The organism is Micromonospora sp. NBC_01638, from assembly GCF_045209745.1.
Taxonomy (GTDB): domain Bacteria; phylum Actinomycetota; class Actinomycetes; order Mycobacteriales; family Micromonosporaceae; genus Micromonospora.
Genome location: NZ_CP109273.1, coordinates 4,926,242 through 4,942,425, shown reverse-complemented (window position 1 = coordinate 4,942,425; position 16,184 = coordinate 4,926,242). Strand labels below are relative to the sequence as shown.

Below are 16,184 nucleotides of genomic sequence, written 5' to 3'. Positions count from 1 at the left end.
TGGCCGGGCAGCGTGGCCGGGCAGCGTGGCCGGGCAGCGTGGCCGGGCAGCGTGGCCGGGCAGCGTGGCCGGGCAGCGTGGCCGGGCAGCGTGGCCGGGCAGCGTGGCCGGGCAGCAAGCGCGAAGACGCGGCAAGCCGGCCGACCTGGAAATGTCTGCATAGCCGCTGATTCCGATATCGGCCCCTATGACGCAGCGCGGCCGCGGGACGCCTGCTAAGGAGAAACTCGATGGAGATTACGCAAGCGCCGCCCAGGGACGAGCTGGTCCGTCGCGCCTCTGAGCTTGTCCCGCTGCTGCGGGACAAGGCCGTCTGGATGGAGGAGAACCGACGGATCCACGACGACGTCGTCGACGCGATCACCGACGCCGGCATCCTGAAGATGCGGGTCCCGGTGCGCTACGGCGGCTACGAGTCGGACATGCGAACTGTCGTGGATGTCGTGGCGGAGCTCGGACGCGGCGACGGCTCGACCGCGTGGACGGTCGCGGTGTGGTCGATCAGCACCTGGATGACGGGGCTGTTCCCCGACGAGGTGCAGGACGAGGTGTTCGCAACCCCGGACGTGCGCATCAGCGGCATTCTCAGCCCCGGCGCGGTGGCCGTTCCGACCGAGGGCGGCTTCGTCATCAACGGTCGGTGGTCGTTCAACACCGGGGCCCAGCAGAGTACCTGGAACACGAACGCCGCTGTCACGCCGACCGGGGACGGCGGCTTCGCACCGATCATGGCGGCCATCCCGATCGCCGACCTGGAGATCGTCGACGACTGGCACACGTCGGGGCTGCGCGGCTCCGGCAGCATCACCACGATCGCGAAGGACGTCTTCATCCCGGCCGAGCGGGTCCTCCAGATGGGGCCGGTGCTGCAGGGTCAGCACCAGTCCCGACTGAACGCCGACGCAAGGATTTTCAAGGCCCCCTTCATGCCGACCGCGTGCGCCACCATCAGCGCGCCGGCCCTTGGCCTTGCCAGGGCGGCGAAGGACGCCTTCCTCGAGCGACTGCCCGGCCGGAAGATCACCTACACCGCCTACGAGAACCAGGCCGAGGCACCGGTCACCCACCTGGAGGTCGCCGAGGCGATCACCAACATCGACGAGGTCGGCTTCCACGCCCACCGCGCGGCCGACATGATCGACAGCAAGGGCCAGGCGGGCGAGCCGTGGACGCTCGAGGAGCGGGCCCGCGTACGGCTCGATCTGGGCGCCGCTTGCCAGCGGGCCAAGGAGGCGGTCGACATCCTGCACGGCGCGAGCGGCGGTTCGTCCATTCACACGGACGTGCCGATCCAGCGCATCCAGCGGGACGTGCAGGCGCTCAACCTGCACGCCATCCTGCACCCCAAGACCAACCTGGAGCTGTACGGCCGGATTGTCTGCGGACTGGACAGCAACACGCCCTTCGTCTGACCGTCGCGTTCACCGGGGCCCGCACAGGGTGGCCAGTGACCGCAACCAGGAGTACCGCTGCCCGTCGTGGCTGACGGGCAGCGGTGCCTGGTCACACCGCTCCGGAGTGCCGTCCGCAGCTCACCCATGAGGCCTGCGGATCAACCGTGCACAGCGGACCGCCTCCGGAGGCGTCCCCCGGCTCGGCCAGCCAGTGTGCGTTTCCCGGACGTGGGTCCGACGGTGGCTGGTCGACGATCCGGTGTCCCAGGCGTGCTCGACCCGCCGCTGGGATCCGGCTGAGGACTTCATTCATCAGGATCGGCCGCCTCAACCGGCCGGTCATACTCGGAAAGGCGTCGTCGTGATGCTGGCATCAGTGTGTCCCGCAGCAGGTCAGACCTGGGAGTTGACCGAGGTTCCCAAGCCCGTGCCGGGTCCCGGCGAGGTGCTCATCCGCGTGCACGCGAGCGGTCTGTGTCGCAATGATGTGTGGCTCACCGACGGCACGTACCCGTTTCCGCCGATCGAACCGGCCATCGTCGGGCACGAGCCTGCCGGTGAGGTCGCCGAGGTCGGTCTCGGGGTGACCGCGCGCAAGGTCGGTGACCGGGTCGGCGCCACCTGGATCCAGAGCGGCTGCGGCTCGTGCGATTACTGCCGGCTGAACCTGCCGGTCACCGGCATCACCGGCATGAACTGCGACAACCCGGAGATGACCGGGCTGACCAGGGCCGGTGGCCACGCCGAGTACCTGGTGGTACCCGCGTCCTCCACGGTGCTGCTGCCGGACGAGCTGCCGTACGAGATGGCAGCGCCGCTGCTGTGCGCCGGGTACACCTCGTGGTCGGCGTTGCGGGCCGCGAATCCCCAGCCACACGAACGGGTCGCCGTGCTCGGCATCGGCGGCCTCGGCCACCTGGCCGTGCAGTTCAGCAAGGCCTGCGGCTTCGAGACCGTGGCCGTGACCCGTACGCCGGACAAACACGAGGTCGCCCGCGAACTTGGGGCCGACCACGTGGTTTCCGACGGGGAGGCTCTCGCGGGCATCGGCGGCGCGGACGTCGTCGTCGTCGCAGGCACCTCGTACGAGGCCGCCGCCGAATGCCTCACGGGCCTTCGGGTCAATGGCCGCATGGTGCTCGCGACAATCGACCCGTCGGGTTCCTTCGCCATCGACCCGTCGCGACAGTTCTTCGCCAAGGGTCAGTCGATCCTCGGTGCCACCCACAACGGTCTCCCCTATCTCGTCGAGGCCCTCGACCTGGCAGCCCGCGGGGCCGTCACCCCCCATATCGAGGTCTTTCCCAAGGAGGAGATCGCCGAGGCGGTCGACCGGGTGGCCGCTGGAGAGGTTCGTTTCCGCGCCGTCGTCACCTACTGAGCGGGCGGCCGTTCCCCGCGCGGTGACCACTCGGAACGTCGATCAGAACAGCATGCCCGCAACGGCGGACCAGCACGCCGGCGGCAGCATTCAGCAAGAGGTGTCCCCAGGGCAGGTCATGCCATCGTCACCGATGAAGGTCGGTCATTTTCCGGCACGAGGCTGGTCTCACTGAGCAGCGAGGACGGCGTTATGCAGAACGAAGACCCTCCGGTTGTCATCGACACGTCCGGTGCCGATATCCACGGGGAGAATGCGCAGATTCGCGAGCGCGGGCCAGTCGCCCAGGTCGAGCTACCCAATGGCGTACGGGCGTGGTCGATCACCGGCTACGAAGCCGGTAGGCAGGCGCTGAGCGACCCGCGGATGTCCAAGGACGGGCATCAGCACTGGACCGCGTTCGTCGACGGCGAGGTCGATCCGAGCTTCCCCCTCATCGACTGGGCGCTCATGGACAACATGAACACGACGTACGGACACGCGCACAGCAAAATGCGTGGGCTGGTGGCAAGAAGATTCACACCGCGACGGATCGAGGCGATGCGGCCGACGATCGACGCGGCCGTCGCGGGCCTGTTGGCCGGTCTTTCCACCAGCCAGACCGGCTCGATCGTCGACCTCAAGGCGAGGTACGCGTATCCGCTCGCCGCCCACGTGATATTCGACGTCCTCGGTATTGCCGACGCGGCCCGGGGGACCATTCTGGGCGACGGCGAGGCGCAGGTCGACACGACCAAGACCGGCGAGGAGATAGCGGCGAGCGTCGAGCAGGGCCTCATGGAGATGGCCGATCTGGTCGAGGCAAAGCGCGGAAACCCGGCGGACGATCTCATGAGTGATCTGATTGCCGCCCAGGAGAAGGATGGCTCAGGGCTGCGCGACGCCGAGATTGTCGGCACGTTGTCGTTCCTGCTGGGGACCGGCACCGAAACCGTCACCAACCTGGTGATCAACTCGATTCTCGCACTACTCACCCATCCCAACCAGCTCGAGCTGATCAGGCCCGGGAACGCCTCGTGGCAGGACGCGATCGAGGAGACACTTCGCGTCGAGGCTCCGGTGGCACATCTGCCGTTCCGCTTTCCCACCGAGGATGTCCAGCTCGGCGACGTGACGATCGGCGCGGGCGAGCCGGTCCTCATGAACTTCGCCGCCATCGGACGCGATCCCGCCATCCACGGCGCGAGCGCCAGCTCCTACGACATCACCCGGCCGCGCAAGGACCACCTGTCCTTCGGTCACGGCGGGTACAGCTGCATCGGCAAGGCCCTGGGCCGGCTGGAGGCCGAGATCGCGGTCCCTGCGCTGTTTGCCCACTTCCCCGATCTTGCTCTCGCGGTTCCGGCGTCGGAGATCAAGCCGCAGAGCACCTTCATCATGAACGGTCGGGACGAGTTGCCAGTCCTGCTGTCCGCGCCCGCTGCCGAGTCAGCGTGACTCCACCAACCACTCCCCTGTTGCGGGACCGCCTACGGGCCGAGGTGACGGATGCCGCGGCCCGCACGGTCGACCTGTTGTCGACGTTGCCCGCTCCCGCCGACCGCAACCCCGAGCAGCAGACCCGAGCCACCGCGGCACACGGACACGCGCGCGCAGCGAGGCGCCGACTGCTGGACGCCCGAGCGGACCAGCTCTGTCGGGACATCGTCGGAGAGAGCCCACAGCGGCGGTCCCTGGCTGACCTGTCGTACCGGCTGGCCGACCTGGTTCCCGGCTTGACGCCGAACCGGGCGGAGATGGAGCGGGAACGTGGCCGTCGTCAAGCCGCCAAGGAGGGCTTCGAGATCGACCAGGGCATCGCGTACTCCGCGCTGCTCCGATCCGGTGCGGGCGGCGACCTGCTGCGCTCACAGCGACTGCCGACGGACGAGGCCCGCTCGCGGCTGCCGGAGTTCCAACGGACCGGCGTGGTCGAGATGCCGGTGGTGTCCGTGCGACGTACGGACGGGGTCGCCGAGATAACCGTCGCCAACCAGCGCTATCTCAACGCGGAGGACGAGCCCCTCGGTGAGCAGTTGGAGGTCGCTGTCGACCTGGCCCTCCTGGATCCGGGCGTACGCGTGGGCGTCGTGCGGGGCGCCGTCATGGAGCACCCGAGGTACGCCGGCCGTCGGGTCTTCAGCTCGGGAATCAATCTGACACTCCTGTGCGCTGGTCAGATCCCCTTCCTGGGCTTCGTCATGCAGCGGGAGATGGGCTACCTGAGCAAGATCCAGCGTGGCCTGTGGGACCCCCGGCAGGAGGTCGATCCGACGGCTCGGGGCGGCAAGCCATGGGTCGCCGTGGTCGACGGGTTCGCCATCGGCGGCGGCATGCAGCTGATGCTGACCTTCGACTACGTGATCGGCCTGGACACGGCCTACTTCACTTTGCCGGCGGCACGGGAGGGCATCGTGCCCGGTGCGGCCAATCTCAGGCTCGGCCGCCTCCTCGGCCCGAGGCTGGCTCGACAGGTTCTCCTGGGCGGAAGGCGGATAGCGGCCCGCGACCCGGTCGCCGCGCTGCTGTGCGACGTCGTCGTGGCGGAGGACGGCGTCGACGACGCGGTCGACGACGCGGTCCACGCCATGGACAACCCGGCCGTGGTGGCCAATCGGCACATGCTCACCGCCTTCGAGGAGACCGAGGACCAGTTCCGGGGCTACCTCGCCGAGTTCGCGGAAGTTCAAGTTCAGCGGCTGTACAGCCGGGACGTACTGCATCGGTTGGAGCAGCAGTGGATGCAACGGCAACGCTGATCACCGGGACGCACCTGCACGCTGATGATCTGCATCGCAGCGTGTCCAGCCGGCAGGTCGCCGCCATGACCTTCCTCAACGAGATCGTGGCCGAGTTCCCCGACGCCATCTCGTTCGCGCCGGGCGCCCCCTACGAACCGTTCTTCGCCGACGTCGCGGTCGGTCCGCTGCTGGACACCTTCGTCGAGGCCCGACGTGCCGCCGGCTTCAGCGAGGAGGCGGTGCGCCGACACCTGTTCCAGTACGGCCCGAGCAAGGGGATCATCAACGACCTGGTTGCCGCCGCACTGCGGGCCGACGAGGGCATCGACGTCTCCCCGGAGGCGATTGTCATGACGGTCGGGTGTCAGGAGGCGCTGTTCCTCACCCTGCGTGTCCTTCATCCGCCGGGTGCCAGCCTGGCGGTCACTGATCCGTCTTACGTCGGCGTGGTCGCGGCGGCCGGTTCCCTGGACATCGCGGTTCACCCGGTGCCGGACGATGGCACCGGTCCCGACCTGGCGGCCCTCCGTACGGTGTCGGAGCGGGAGAGGGCAGCCGGCCGTCGCCTCCGCGCGCTGTACGTCTCCCCTGACTTCGCCAACCCGTCGGGAAACCGGCTCTCGCTCGCCGCCCGACATCGTCTGCTGGCGGAGGCGTCTGCCCTCGACCTCATCCTGATCGAGGACAATCCGTACGCGTTCACGGCTGCTTCGGACGACCGGCTGCCCAGCCTCAAGGCGCTCGATCGCGACGGTCGGGTGGTGCACGCCGGCACCTTCGCGAAGGTGGCGGTGCCGGGTGCCCGGGTGGGCTACGTAGTGGCTGACCAATGGGTCGAGTCTCGCTCCGGTCCGCCGGTGCGACTGGCGGCCATGATCGCCGCTGCCAAGAACGCGGTCACCCTGAACACGTCGCCTCTGGCTCAGGCCCTGATCGGCGGGCTTCTCATTCAACATGGGGGTTCCATCGCCGCCCTCGGCCAGCGAAAGGCGGCGCACCTGCGCGGCAACCGAGCCGTTCTCCTCGATCGGCTTGTCCACCACTTCGGCGAACCCGATCAGCCGAGCACCAGGGTTCGCTGGTGGGCTCCCGAAGGCGGCTACTTCGTCCAGGTCGAGCTCCCGGTCGAGGCCGATGACGCGCTGTTGCGGCATTCCGCGGAGACGTACGGCGTGCTCTGGACCCCGATGCGCGGCTTCCACCTCGGCGTGGGCGGCGAGCGCCGAATTCGGCTGTCGTGTTCCTCGCTCGAGCATCAGGAGATCGTCGAGGGCACCGGTCGGCTGGCTGACTTTGTCAACGCGTTGTAGAGGACACGCCGATCGCGCTCGGTGCGAACATGCGCTGGTGCGGTCACTCCGGTCGCTCGGTTGCCGCGTCGATCACGACACAGGCGCCGAGGCTGGCGACGACAGCCGGTGGCGGCGACGACCGGCGCCCAGGCGAAGGAGGAGCAATGAGCAGCGACGTCTCGTCATCCGAGCGGCGGCCGACCGCCAACCAACTCGCGTTGTATCTTGCCGAGCAGACGGCCTTCTGGGCCGGCGGCCTGCAACGCTGCCGGGCGGTCCTGGTAGCGGGTGACGTGGTCCTTGCCGCCGTGGCCGCCGCATGCGCAGATCTCCAGCGTCGACACGCCGTGTTGCGATGCCACTTCCGTGACGTCGACGGAGAACCGCTGCTGGTTTCGAGCGATCGATGGCCGGTGGAGTTCATCGCCGGTGCTCCACGATCGTTGGGCGCCGCGCTCAGGGTTGCCGCCGTCGACGCGAGCCGTCATTTCGACCTGGACGACCGACCTGCGATCAGGGTTGGCGTGTATCCGGTGGAGGGCGACAGGACGCTGGTGGTGCTGACCATCCACGCCGCGGTGGGCGGCCGGTCCGTGGCAGCGCGGCTGCTCGACGAGCTGGGTGAGCGGTATCCGTTCGCACTCGCCGGCCCGCCCTGGCCGTCGAACGACATGCCTGCCCTGGAGCAGGGCGGCCCGGACCGCGTCGTCGGGAGTGTCGCCACGCTCGACGGCGTCTCTCGTGCCGTGCTGGCACACAGGCCGATCACGTGGCCCGTCAGCCGTGGCCGCGGGCGCGGTCATGGCCGGTCGATCACGACGGCCTGGTGGCTGGAGGAGAGTCACACCGCCCTCCTGCGGGCGTTTGCCGACCGCGTGGGCGTCTCCGTGGCCACAGTCCTGCGGAGTGCCCTACGCATCCTTCTCTTCCGGGAGACCGGCGAGCGGGACATCCTGCTCGGCTCACCCAAACCCACCCGCATCGGCGACGTTGCTGTCGCAGCCGAAGACATCCAGATCTTGCGACACGCTCTCGACCCGCACACCTCGGTCGTCGACACGGTCCAGGCCGAGCACACCATGGCGACGCAGCCGGTCGACCACCCCGACGTGCTGAATGCGGTGCTCTCGCGGGCGCTGCGACCGGAACAGAGCGACGGGCTCGAAGTCCAGGTCGGCTTCCGGTGCGACACCGGAGCCGAACCGCCCATCACCTGGGCCGGAATGGTGGCACGGGACATCGACCTGCCGGTGGCGCACTCACCGTACGAACTCGAAGTTGCCGTTGCCGTCGGTGACGACGGCATTGTCGGCGAGTGGCGAGGCGCGGTCGGGCTGTTCGACGAGCAGACCCTCGATCGGATGGGGCGCAGCTACTCGACCCTGCTGCATGGCCTCGTACAGTGCCCGGCCAGGCCGATCGGCGAGCTCGATGTGATCCACCCGACCGACCGGACGCGGCTGGCCAATTGGGAGGCCCCTACCTCGGGCGCGAGCGGTGAGGACACGCTTGTCGAGCTGGTCGGTCGTTGGATCCGGCGGACGCCCGACCGGCCGGCGGTGGTGATGGCCGACGTCGTGCACACCTACTCGGAGCTGGACGCCGCGGCGACCCGGATAGCAGCCGCGTTGGGCACGCTTCGACTCCCGCCCGAATCACCGATCGGCATCCTCGTCGCCCGTCGTGTGGAGCTGCCGGCGATCCTGCTCGGAGTTGCCCGAGCCGGTCTGGCCGCCGTACCCATGGATCCGGACCATCCCACCGAGCGCCTGTCCTACATCGTCGGCGACAGCGGATGCGGCGGGGTGATCACCGATGGTGCCCTGCCGATCGAACGGGTGACAGCGCTCGGCGTACCGGTGGTGTCGCTGTCCGACCTGCTGGCGGCCGACCCGGCACCACCCGGCCGACCGCCGCACCCGGATTCACTGGCCTACGTGCTGTACACCTCCGGATCCACCGGACGTCCGAAGGGCGTCGCGGTGACCCATCGCGGCCTGGCCAACTGCCTGGTCGCCACCCGGCAGCTGCTCGACTTCCAGCCGGCCCAGTCGCTGCTCGCGGTGACCACGATCTCCTTCGACATCGCGATGCTGGAGACGTTCCTGGCCCTGACCAGCGGCGGACGGACGATTCTGGCGACCAGCGCCCAGGCACGCAACGGAGCGGAGTTGCAGGCTGTCCTGGCACGGCATCGGCCCGACGTCATGCAGGCCACGCCGATGACCTGGCGCATCCTGTTCGCGACGGGTTGGCCGGGTGACCCGGAGTTGATCGTGTCGTGCGGTGGCGACGTCGTCTCGCCGGAGCTGGCCAGCCGGTTGGTCAGCTGCACGAAGGAGTTCTGGCACACCTACGGGCCCACGGAGGCCTCGATGTACGCGGTGTGCGAACGGCTGCCGCGCGACCCGCAGACGTCGATCGTGCCGGTCGGTCGTCCGCTGCCCGGTGTGTGGCTGCACATCCTCGATGCCGCAGGTTCGCCCGTGCCGCCTGGTGTGGTCGGTGAGCTCTATCTCGGCGGTGTCGGCGTGGCGCGGGGTTACATCGGCGCCCCGGCGCAGACCGCCGAGCGCTTCGTGCCCGATCCGACGAGCGAAGGCGGCCGGCTCTACCGCACCGGTGACCTCGCCCGGTGGCGCGCCGACGGCCGACTGGAACTGCGAGGACGCAACGACCGTCAGGTCAAGATACGCGGGCATCGCATCGAACCGGACGAGATCGAGAGCGTCCTCAGCGGGCATCCGGACATCGCGTTCGCCGCGACCGTGGTGGCCGGCCACGACCGCGACAGCAGGAGCATCGTGGCGTTTCTCCAGCCACGGCAGCCACGTGCCGTCCAGGACCTGGTGAGCCGGGTCGCTGCGCATGCCCGCCAGGCATTGCCGGCGTACATGGTGCCGTCCTCGTACGTCCTGCTCGGCACGATGCCACTGACCGCGACCGGCAAGATCGATCGGGCGGCACTGGCCCGTATCAAGCCACCGCGACGCACCGTTGCCGAGAGCGATCCGGAAGCACGCTGGATGTCCGAGGCGTGGCGATCCGTTTCCGGGGGCAGCGCCGGCCGCGGCGACGACCCTGGTCAGCTCGCGGGAGATCTGCGACTCGCCTGGAAGCTTCGTGCCCACGTACGGCGCGAGTTGGGCGTCCAGCTTCGTCTGGACGACATCGTCGCCGCGGCCACCGCCGCCGATTTGGCACAGCGAATCCGGCAGCTCCGGCTCGCCGCTGGCGTACCGCCGCTGCGCTGGTCTGGTCGTGCGGACCGGTCCGCGCTGGTGCTCCTGCAGGGTGACGAGGCCTGGCCGGCGCAGGCCGTGGCGGATTTCGAGCGCTGGTTCAAGGTGTCGATCCTCGACATCGCCGACGGGCGGTGCCCGCAGGACGTGCCGGCACGGCTGGCGACGATTGATGCTCCGGGCGCGGCCGTGCTGGCAGCGCGCGGTGACCTGGTGACAGTGGCGGCCGACATCGCCCACACCGTCCACGAGCGGATCGGCGTCGGGCCGAAGGTGCTCGCGGTCGAACCATCCGCGCCGAGCGGACCGCACCCGCCGGGGCATGCGCCGCAGTGGGTGGTGAGCCGCGACCACGCGCTGCTCCGCTCCTGGCGGGCGGCGGCAGAGGACACCGACCTCGTGCTGTTGGCGGTGGAGCCGGATCCGCCGACGGACTGGACGATGCTGGCATCCGTGGTCACCGGAATGGGTTGATCGGCACCGCTGACGCAACCTCCGGCAGCGGCGTCGCGACCACGACAATCGGCCGGGATCCGGCAACCGCGAAGTGGTCGACAGCGGCACGGAGGGACGACGGTGGAGTCGTGGAGGCGACCAGTCGTCCGCGTTTCGAACGGATGGCGGAAGACTCCCTTCGCCCCGTACGAGGAACTCCGCACCATTACATCCGGCAGCGGCGATCGTCGGTAAACCAGAGATGGATGGTCAATGACAGCGAACATGAAAGCCGCCGAACACGACCTCCCGACTCCGCCCGAACCGGGGCTCACGCCGGATCAGGTGATAGCGAGGGCCGAGGCGATGGTGCCCGAACTCGTGAAACGCCAAGGTGAGGCGGAGGAACGCGGTTTCTACGCCGAGGACATCCACGAACGCTTCGCCCGAAACGGCTTCTACCGAATTCTGGTGCCCCGTCGTTACGGCGGATACGAATTCGGCGTGGAGACCTTCCTGCGCGTCGCCATGACCCTGGTACGGGGATGCGCCTCGACCGGCTGGATGTACAGCCTCGGGGCCTCGCACGCGCTCATGGCCGCGACGTTGTTCGACGAGCGGGCGCAGGCGGAGCTCTTCGGCGGCGGCGACTTCATCTGCCCCAGCACCGCGGTCCCCAGCGGATCAGCCGTCCCCGCTGCCGGCGGCGGATGGACGGTCAACGGCACCTGGTCGTACTGCTCCGGAGCGCCATACGGAACCCACTTCATGGCACACGCGTTGATGCCCGCGGACAATGGGCACCCCCCGGAGACGCTGCTCTTCGTCGCGCCGCAGGACCAGTGGGTGCGACTGGACGACTGGGGACAACTCATGGGCCTGCGGGGCAGCGGCTCGCACAGCATCACGATGAAGAACAGCCACATCCCCGACCACCTGGCGCAACCTGGCGTGCGGATCGTCGACCACGACGCGACGTCGGGCACGCCGGGCCGGACCCTGCACGGCAACCCGGAGTACGGCGGCACGCAGCATGCCTTCATCAGCCTCCTCAACTGCTCCATGGCGGTAGGCATGGCGCGGGGAGCGCTGGACACGTACGAGGACCTGCTCCGCGACCGGACGACCCTGGTGCCGCCGGTGGTGCCCCGCTATCAGGACCCGGACTACCAGATGTGGTACAGCGAAGCCGTCGGGATGATCGGCACCGCCGAGGGCGCCCTGCTGAGCGCGATCCAGCAGTGGCATCGCACGGCGGCCCAGGGTCCGGCCGCGGCGACCAGGGAGTCGGACCTGCGCCTCTCGGCCGTTTGCCGGCACGCCGCCAACCTGTGTTGGGAAGCGATGTCGAAGTACATCATCCCCACGGCGGGCTCGAGTGCGCTGCGGCAGGGTGAGCGCCTGGAGCGGGTGTGGCGGGACATGTCCACGCTGCACACCCACGCCGGGCTCTCGATCCTGTTGCCCACCGTCGCCCTGCGCGAGCTCGCCAAGAGCCTGGCGAGCTGACACCCCACTGCCGCTTCGCCCGTCCGCACCGGTGACGCCGGGCGAACGGGTCGTCCTCCGCCCAGCACGGACGATCCCCGTTCAGCGCGTGGAGGGTTGTTCGAGCGTGCCACCGCCGCAGTTGGGGCGCGCCCGAACAACCTCGCGGTGTCCGCTGGTGGGAGCGGTCGGGTGCGGGCCACGGCATGCAGGGGTCGACGGCCGCCGGGCGAACCCGGCTTCGCGGCGAACCCGACGTGGTCGGGGACGCCGGCGGCGAAACCGTCGGGCCGGTCGCATCCACGACGCCGTCGGCAGGTCGAGCCGACGGCGGTCCACGCGCTGGCAGACAGCCCTCGCACGATCTTCGAACGGCCCACAAGCCGCCCTGGCGGCCGCTCCGGCGGAGCGCGGGAATGGGCCAGCACCGCCCGGCGGGAAACTCCCAGCGCCTGGCGGTGCTGTCCATCGAGGTCAGAGTCGGACGCGGTCGGTTTCAACCGCAGGCAACTGATCAGGATCTCCGGCCGCCCCCGCTGTGACAGCCACGATTGTCAGCCCCGGTCACGACGTCCTTCGTTCAAGTCGCTCGGGCCCGTCGCGGATGATGTCGAGGAAGTGTTGCTGGATGTCGTCGACAAGGCTGGCGTCGTGCTTGTCGGTCCGCACCTGGAAGCCGATGTGAAGCCCCTCCGGAGTCGGCGTCACCATGAGCATCACGACGAAGAAGCTCTTCGTGGCAAACGCGGTGCCCTCGGTCACGAGTGCCCCGTCAACGCCACCGAGGCTGAGGCTGGGTGTCGAGTTGTAGTTCAGAGCGACCATCCGGTCGAGCGGGATCACTCCCTCGGATCCGCTGAGCGCGTCTGCCAGATCCTTCGGGGCGACGAGAGCGTCGCGGGCAGCCATCGCCTGCTGATACGACCCGCGGACTCGCGCGAGGAGGTGCGAGCCTGACCGGGACGGGGCATTCGGGCGCAGCAGAATCGTGCCGACCCGGTTGGTGATGGTCCTGTCGATCACCTCACCGGAATTGTTCGCGATCGGGACCATCACCGCGAAATCTGGCGACGCACCCGCCCGGACGAGGGACTCCACGTACACCGCCGCGATACCCACGGATGGCGGCATGCCGTTGGCCCGGGCGTAGTCGTTCCAGGACCGCAGGTCCGACTCCGGTACCCGGAAGCTGCGCAGGACGGCCGGACCTGCGGCTGAGTACCGCGAGCCGTCATGCATGAGGGGCACCGTCACCGCCCCGTCGCGATGGCTGGGAAACTGGCAGGCCGGTAGTTCACGGAGCTCGTCGCGCCAGTATTGGCGCTGCGCCTCGATGTCCGACGACGCGAGCTGGTGCCGGAAGTCGCAGGCCATCTCGGCCAGCGAGGCGGTTCGGCCCGGCCACTGCGGCGCCCTCCCGGCCACCCGCGCCGCGTAGGCAACCGGCAGCTCTCCGGTCAGGATGTCCCACGAACGACCATCGAACCCCGAGTGGTCCACGGCCACCCCGAACAGGGTGCGCCCGGTCTGCCCGTTGCGTACGAGCACGCACCGCCAGACCTTCCCCTCGTCGACCCTGAGCGGCGTCCGCATCGCCCGCCTGAGCGCTTCGGTCGCAGCCTTGTCACTGGCCTCCTCGGCCAACCGGTGAAACTCCACCCGTCCCGGATCGGCCGGCACTTCCGCCAGGCCGAGATCCGGCTCGCCGAGGTACCGGGCGTGCAGCGCCTGGTGACGGCGATGGACATCGGTCGCGGCACTCTCCAGAGCCGCCGCATCGATCTCGCCGTCGAACCACCAGGCAATCTCGACCACGATCTTCTGCGGAACAGATTCCGCCTGAATCGGCGAGATGGCCACGAGTTCGTCGCCTCCGGCCCCGGAAGGCCCGGCGGGGACGTCCTGCTCGTTGCTCACCGAGCCGCGAGCGGAGTCGATCCACGCTGCGAGCTGGGCTACGGTGGGAGTCCGGAAGACCTGGGTGAACCTGACACGTACCCCGGTCATCTGCTCCAGCCGGGCACAGGCGACTGTCACCCACACCGAGTCGAGTCCGAGATCGAAGACGGAAGCCGTGCGCGGCAGGCCGGGGACATTGAGCATCTCGGCGAAGAGGCGCTCAACCATAACCTCCGTCTCGCCTTGCGGGCGCTCGTCCCCGACAACACCCGACCACGGAGCGGTGTCGGAGGTTTCCAGGGCTTCTTGCTGCGTCATTTCCACTCCTCGGAGGGGATAGGAAGGGCCGGCAACCACGGTTGCCCAGAGGCTGAGGATCGCTCCACCTTCTGCGGCCTCGCACCTCTCTTGTTGCCCAGCGGCCTGCACCGTGCGGTCGCTGACCGAGGCGAGGGCAATCCCTGAGGTGCACCCGGTCGAACCGACTGCCACGTTGGGTTCCGCAAAGCACCTTCAGCTCCGGGCTCACGAATGGGGAAAGGTATGGATTCCAGCTCCGCCCGGGAACAGCTCGCCACGCAAGCCGCTCAGGCACCGTGCGCGGAGTTGCCCGAACCAGTATTCGCCAACCCGTCGGCCTACCGGGCGCCCGGTACGCCCCGGCAGGAGACGCTCTGTTCGCTGTTCGCGGAGGCCCTCGGGGTGACGAGGGTGGGATTGGACGACAGCTTCTTCGACCTCGGCGGCCAGTCACTGAACGGGGTCCGGCTGATCAACCTCATCAACAACGCCCTCGGTTTGGAGCTGACGATCGACGAGTTGTTCGACTTTCCCACCGTCGCCGAGTTGGACCAGCACCTCGGGGCCGATCCGGATCGAGCCCTCACTCAGCAGCAGATTGCGACCAGCAGGAGGCAGGCGTGACGACAACCGACGCCGAAGGTCAGGCCGTGACCGTCCCGTTGTCACTGAATCAGGAGTTCAACAGCCTCTTCGACGGGGGCGGCGACGACGGCCCGTTCGGTTGCCGCAACCACGCCGTTTCCGGTTGGCGCATCACCGGTGGTCCCGTCGACAGCGACGTCCTGCGCGACGCGCTGCTCGACGTCGTGACCCGGCACGAGGCACTCCGGACGCGCATCGCCGGGCCGCCCGACGACCGGTACCAGGAGATTCTGCCGCCCAGCCCGGTCCGGCTGGATGTCCGTGACTTCCCGGCCGCTCCCGAGGCGTCCCGCGCGGAGCTGGCCGAGGCGCTGATCCACGAGATCGAGACGGAGACGATAAGCGCGTACGAGGCCCCGTTCCTGCGTGCCACGCTGGCCAGGTTCGATGAGCGCGATGCGGTCCTGATCCTGATGGCACATCACATCAGCGTCGACGGACAGTCCCTGACGGTGATCATCCGGGACCTGGCCAATCGCTACGCCGCCCGGAACGGCCACAGCGTTCCGGACCTACCAGCGTCCCCGCAGTACCGCGAGTACAGCGTCTGGGAACGTACGGCGGCCGAATCGGCCGCAGCCCGCGAATACTGGCAGCGCCAACTGGACGGCGCCCTCTTCACGGCGATCCCGACCGACCTGCCGCGCTCGTTGGGCCTTGCGGAGTCGACCGCCCGGCATCGCTTTCTGATTCCGGGCGACGTGGTGTCGGCCATCGACCGCATGGCCAGGTCGAACCGAGCCACGCGCTTCATGGCCATCGCCGCGGTCTACCAGCTGCTCCTGCATCGGCTGACCGGCGTCACGGACGTGGTGATGGCGACGTTCACTCCGGGCCGCGGCGGAGGGCTCTTCGACGAGACTGTCGGTTCGCTCTACAACTTCATCCCGCTGCGAACGGACCTCACCGGCTGCAAGACGTACGAGGACGTGCTCAAGCGGACCCGCCGCACGTGTCTCGAGGCCTTCGCGCACGACATCCCGTCTATTCAGATCTTCACCGAAGCGCCCCAACTGATGGGCCCGGTGATGACCGACAACGCGACCGCGATGGTGCTCCAGAGCGTCCCCCTGAACCCCATCGTCGACGCGCCGGGTGACCTGAGATTCGTGCAGATCACCCGACTGCTGAAATCGCAGGAGCTGGCGTCCGCGGTGCCGGACGGCGCGCTGTGGGACATAAACAAGGATCCGTCGGGCGATGCCATCGGCTCCGTCGCCTACAAGCGAAACCTCTTCCGCGAGGACACCATCGTCTCCATGGCCGCGGAGTTCGGCGAGATAGCGCGCCTCTTCAGCTCGTCCCCTGGCGCTTCGGCGGGTCTGCTCTGACCTCCGGCCGGGGGACACCTCGGCCGTGTCTTCCTCGCTCATGACAACGACAGCTTC

10 protein-coding genes are annotated in these 16,184 nt (G+C 68.8%); 9 read left to right on the top strand and 1 reads right to left on the bottom strand.

Going from position 1 to position 16,184, the window contains the following annotated elements:
* Positions 1 to 230: 230 nt before the first annotated feature.
* The 7 genes from OG811_RS23195 (at position 231) to OG811_RS23165 (ending at position 11,973) form a co-directional block, all read left to right on the top strand.
* The gene (locus OG811_RS23195) at positions 231 to 1,412 is read left to right on the top strand and encodes an acyl-CoA dehydrogenase family protein (protein ID WP_406068634.1); all 1,182 of its coding nucleotides are present in this window, start codon (positions 231 to 233) and stop codon (positions 1,410 to 1,412) included.
* 346 nt (positions 1,413 to 1,758) lie between these two features.
* Positions 1,759 to 2,775: an alcohol dehydrogenase catalytic domain-containing protein gene (locus OG811_RS23190; RefSeq protein ID WP_406068632.1), complete on the top strand. Its 1,017-nt coding sequence runs from the start codon at positions 1,759 to 1,761 to the stop codon at positions 2,773 to 2,775.
* Between the two features lie 192 nt (positions 2,776 to 2,967).
* Positions 2,968 to 4,212 (top strand): cytochrome P450, encoded by a 1,245-nt coding sequence (locus OG811_RS23185; protein WP_406068630.1) that lies wholly within the window; start codon positions 2,968 to 2,970, stop codon positions 4,210 to 4,212.
* Entirely contained in the window at positions 4,209 to 5,513 is a 1,305-nt protein-coding gene (locus tag OG811_RS23180) for an enoyl-CoA hydratase/isomerase family protein (protein ID WP_406068629.1), read from the top strand. The genes OG811_RS23185 and OG811_RS23180 overlap by 4 nt, the downstream gene beginning before the upstream one ends.
* Positions 5,492 to 6,805 carry a PLP-dependent aminotransferase family protein gene (locus OG811_RS23175; protein ID WP_406068627.1) on the top strand — a complete coding sequence of 438 codons (1,314 nt, stop codon included), beginning with the start codon at positions 5,492 to 5,494 and terminating at the stop codon, positions 6,803 to 6,805. Before OG811_RS23180 ends, OG811_RS23175 begins: the two co-directional genes overlap by 22 nt.
* Positions 6,806 to 6,951: 146 nt before the next feature.
* Entirely contained in the window at positions 6,952 to 10,503 is a 3,552-nt protein-coding gene (locus tag OG811_RS23170; protein ID WP_406068625.1) for a non-ribosomal peptide synthetase, read from the top strand.
* Between the two features lie 234 nt (positions 10,504 to 10,737).
* Positions 10,738 to 11,973: an acyl-CoA dehydrogenase family protein gene (locus OG811_RS23165; protein WP_406068623.1), complete on the top strand. Its 1,236-nt coding sequence runs from the start codon at positions 10,738 to 10,740 to the stop codon at positions 11,971 to 11,973.
* Between the two features lie 543 nt (positions 11,974 to 12,516).
* Here OG811_RS23165 and OG811_RS23160 read toward each other — a convergent pair.
* The gene (locus tag OG811_RS23160; protein WP_406068621.1) at positions 12,517 to 14,343 is read right to left on the bottom strand and encodes a condensation domain-containing protein; all 1,827 of its coding nucleotides are present in this window, start codon (positions 14,341 to 14,343) and stop codon (positions 12,517 to 12,519) included.
* Between the two features lie 51 nt (positions 14,344 to 14,394).
* Here OG811_RS23160 and OG811_RS23155 point away from each other — a divergent pair, with 51 nt between their 5' ends.
* Both OG811_RS23155 and OG811_RS23150 read left to right on the top strand, forming a co-directional pair.
* Positions 14,395 to 14,775 carry a phosphopantetheine-binding protein gene (locus OG811_RS23155; protein ID WP_406068619.1) on the top strand — a complete coding sequence of 127 codons (381 nt, stop codon included), beginning with the start codon at positions 14,395 to 14,397 and terminating at the stop codon, positions 14,773 to 14,775.
* Entirely contained in the window at positions 14,772 to 16,127 is a 1,356-nt protein-coding gene (locus OG811_RS23150) for a condensation domain-containing protein (protein WP_406068618.1), read from the top strand. The genes OG811_RS23155 and OG811_RS23150 overlap by 4 nt, the downstream gene beginning before the upstream one ends.
* Positions 16,128 to 16,184 lie beyond the last annotated feature (57 nt).

What these genes read in the sequence shown, in the direction of transcription:
- OG811_RS23195 (WP_406068634.1), top strand. Translation starts at nt 231, where the DNA reads ATGGAGATTACGCAAGCGCCGCCCAGGGACGAGCTGGTCCGTCGCGCC.
- OG811_RS23155 (WP_406068619.1), top strand. Translation starts at nt 14,395, where the DNA reads ATGGATTCCAGCTCCGCCCGGGAACAGCTCGCCACGCAAGCCGCTCAG.
- OG811_RS23185 (WP_406068630.1), top strand. Translation starts at nt 2,968, where the DNA reads ATGCAGAACGAAGACCCTCCGGTTGTCATCGACACGTCCGGTGCCGAT.
- OG811_RS23190 (WP_406068632.1), top strand. Translation starts at nt 1,759, where the DNA reads ATGCTGGCATCAGTGTGTCCCGCAGCAGGTCAGACCTGGGAGTTGACC.
- OG811_RS23170 (WP_406068625.1), top strand. Translation starts at nt 6,952, where the DNA reads ATGAGCAGCGACGTCTCGTCATCCGAGCGGCGGCCGACCGCCAACCAA.
- OG811_RS23165 (WP_406068623.1), top strand. Translation starts at nt 10,738, where the DNA reads ATGACAGCGAACATGAAAGCCGCCGAACACGACCTCCCGACTCCGCCC.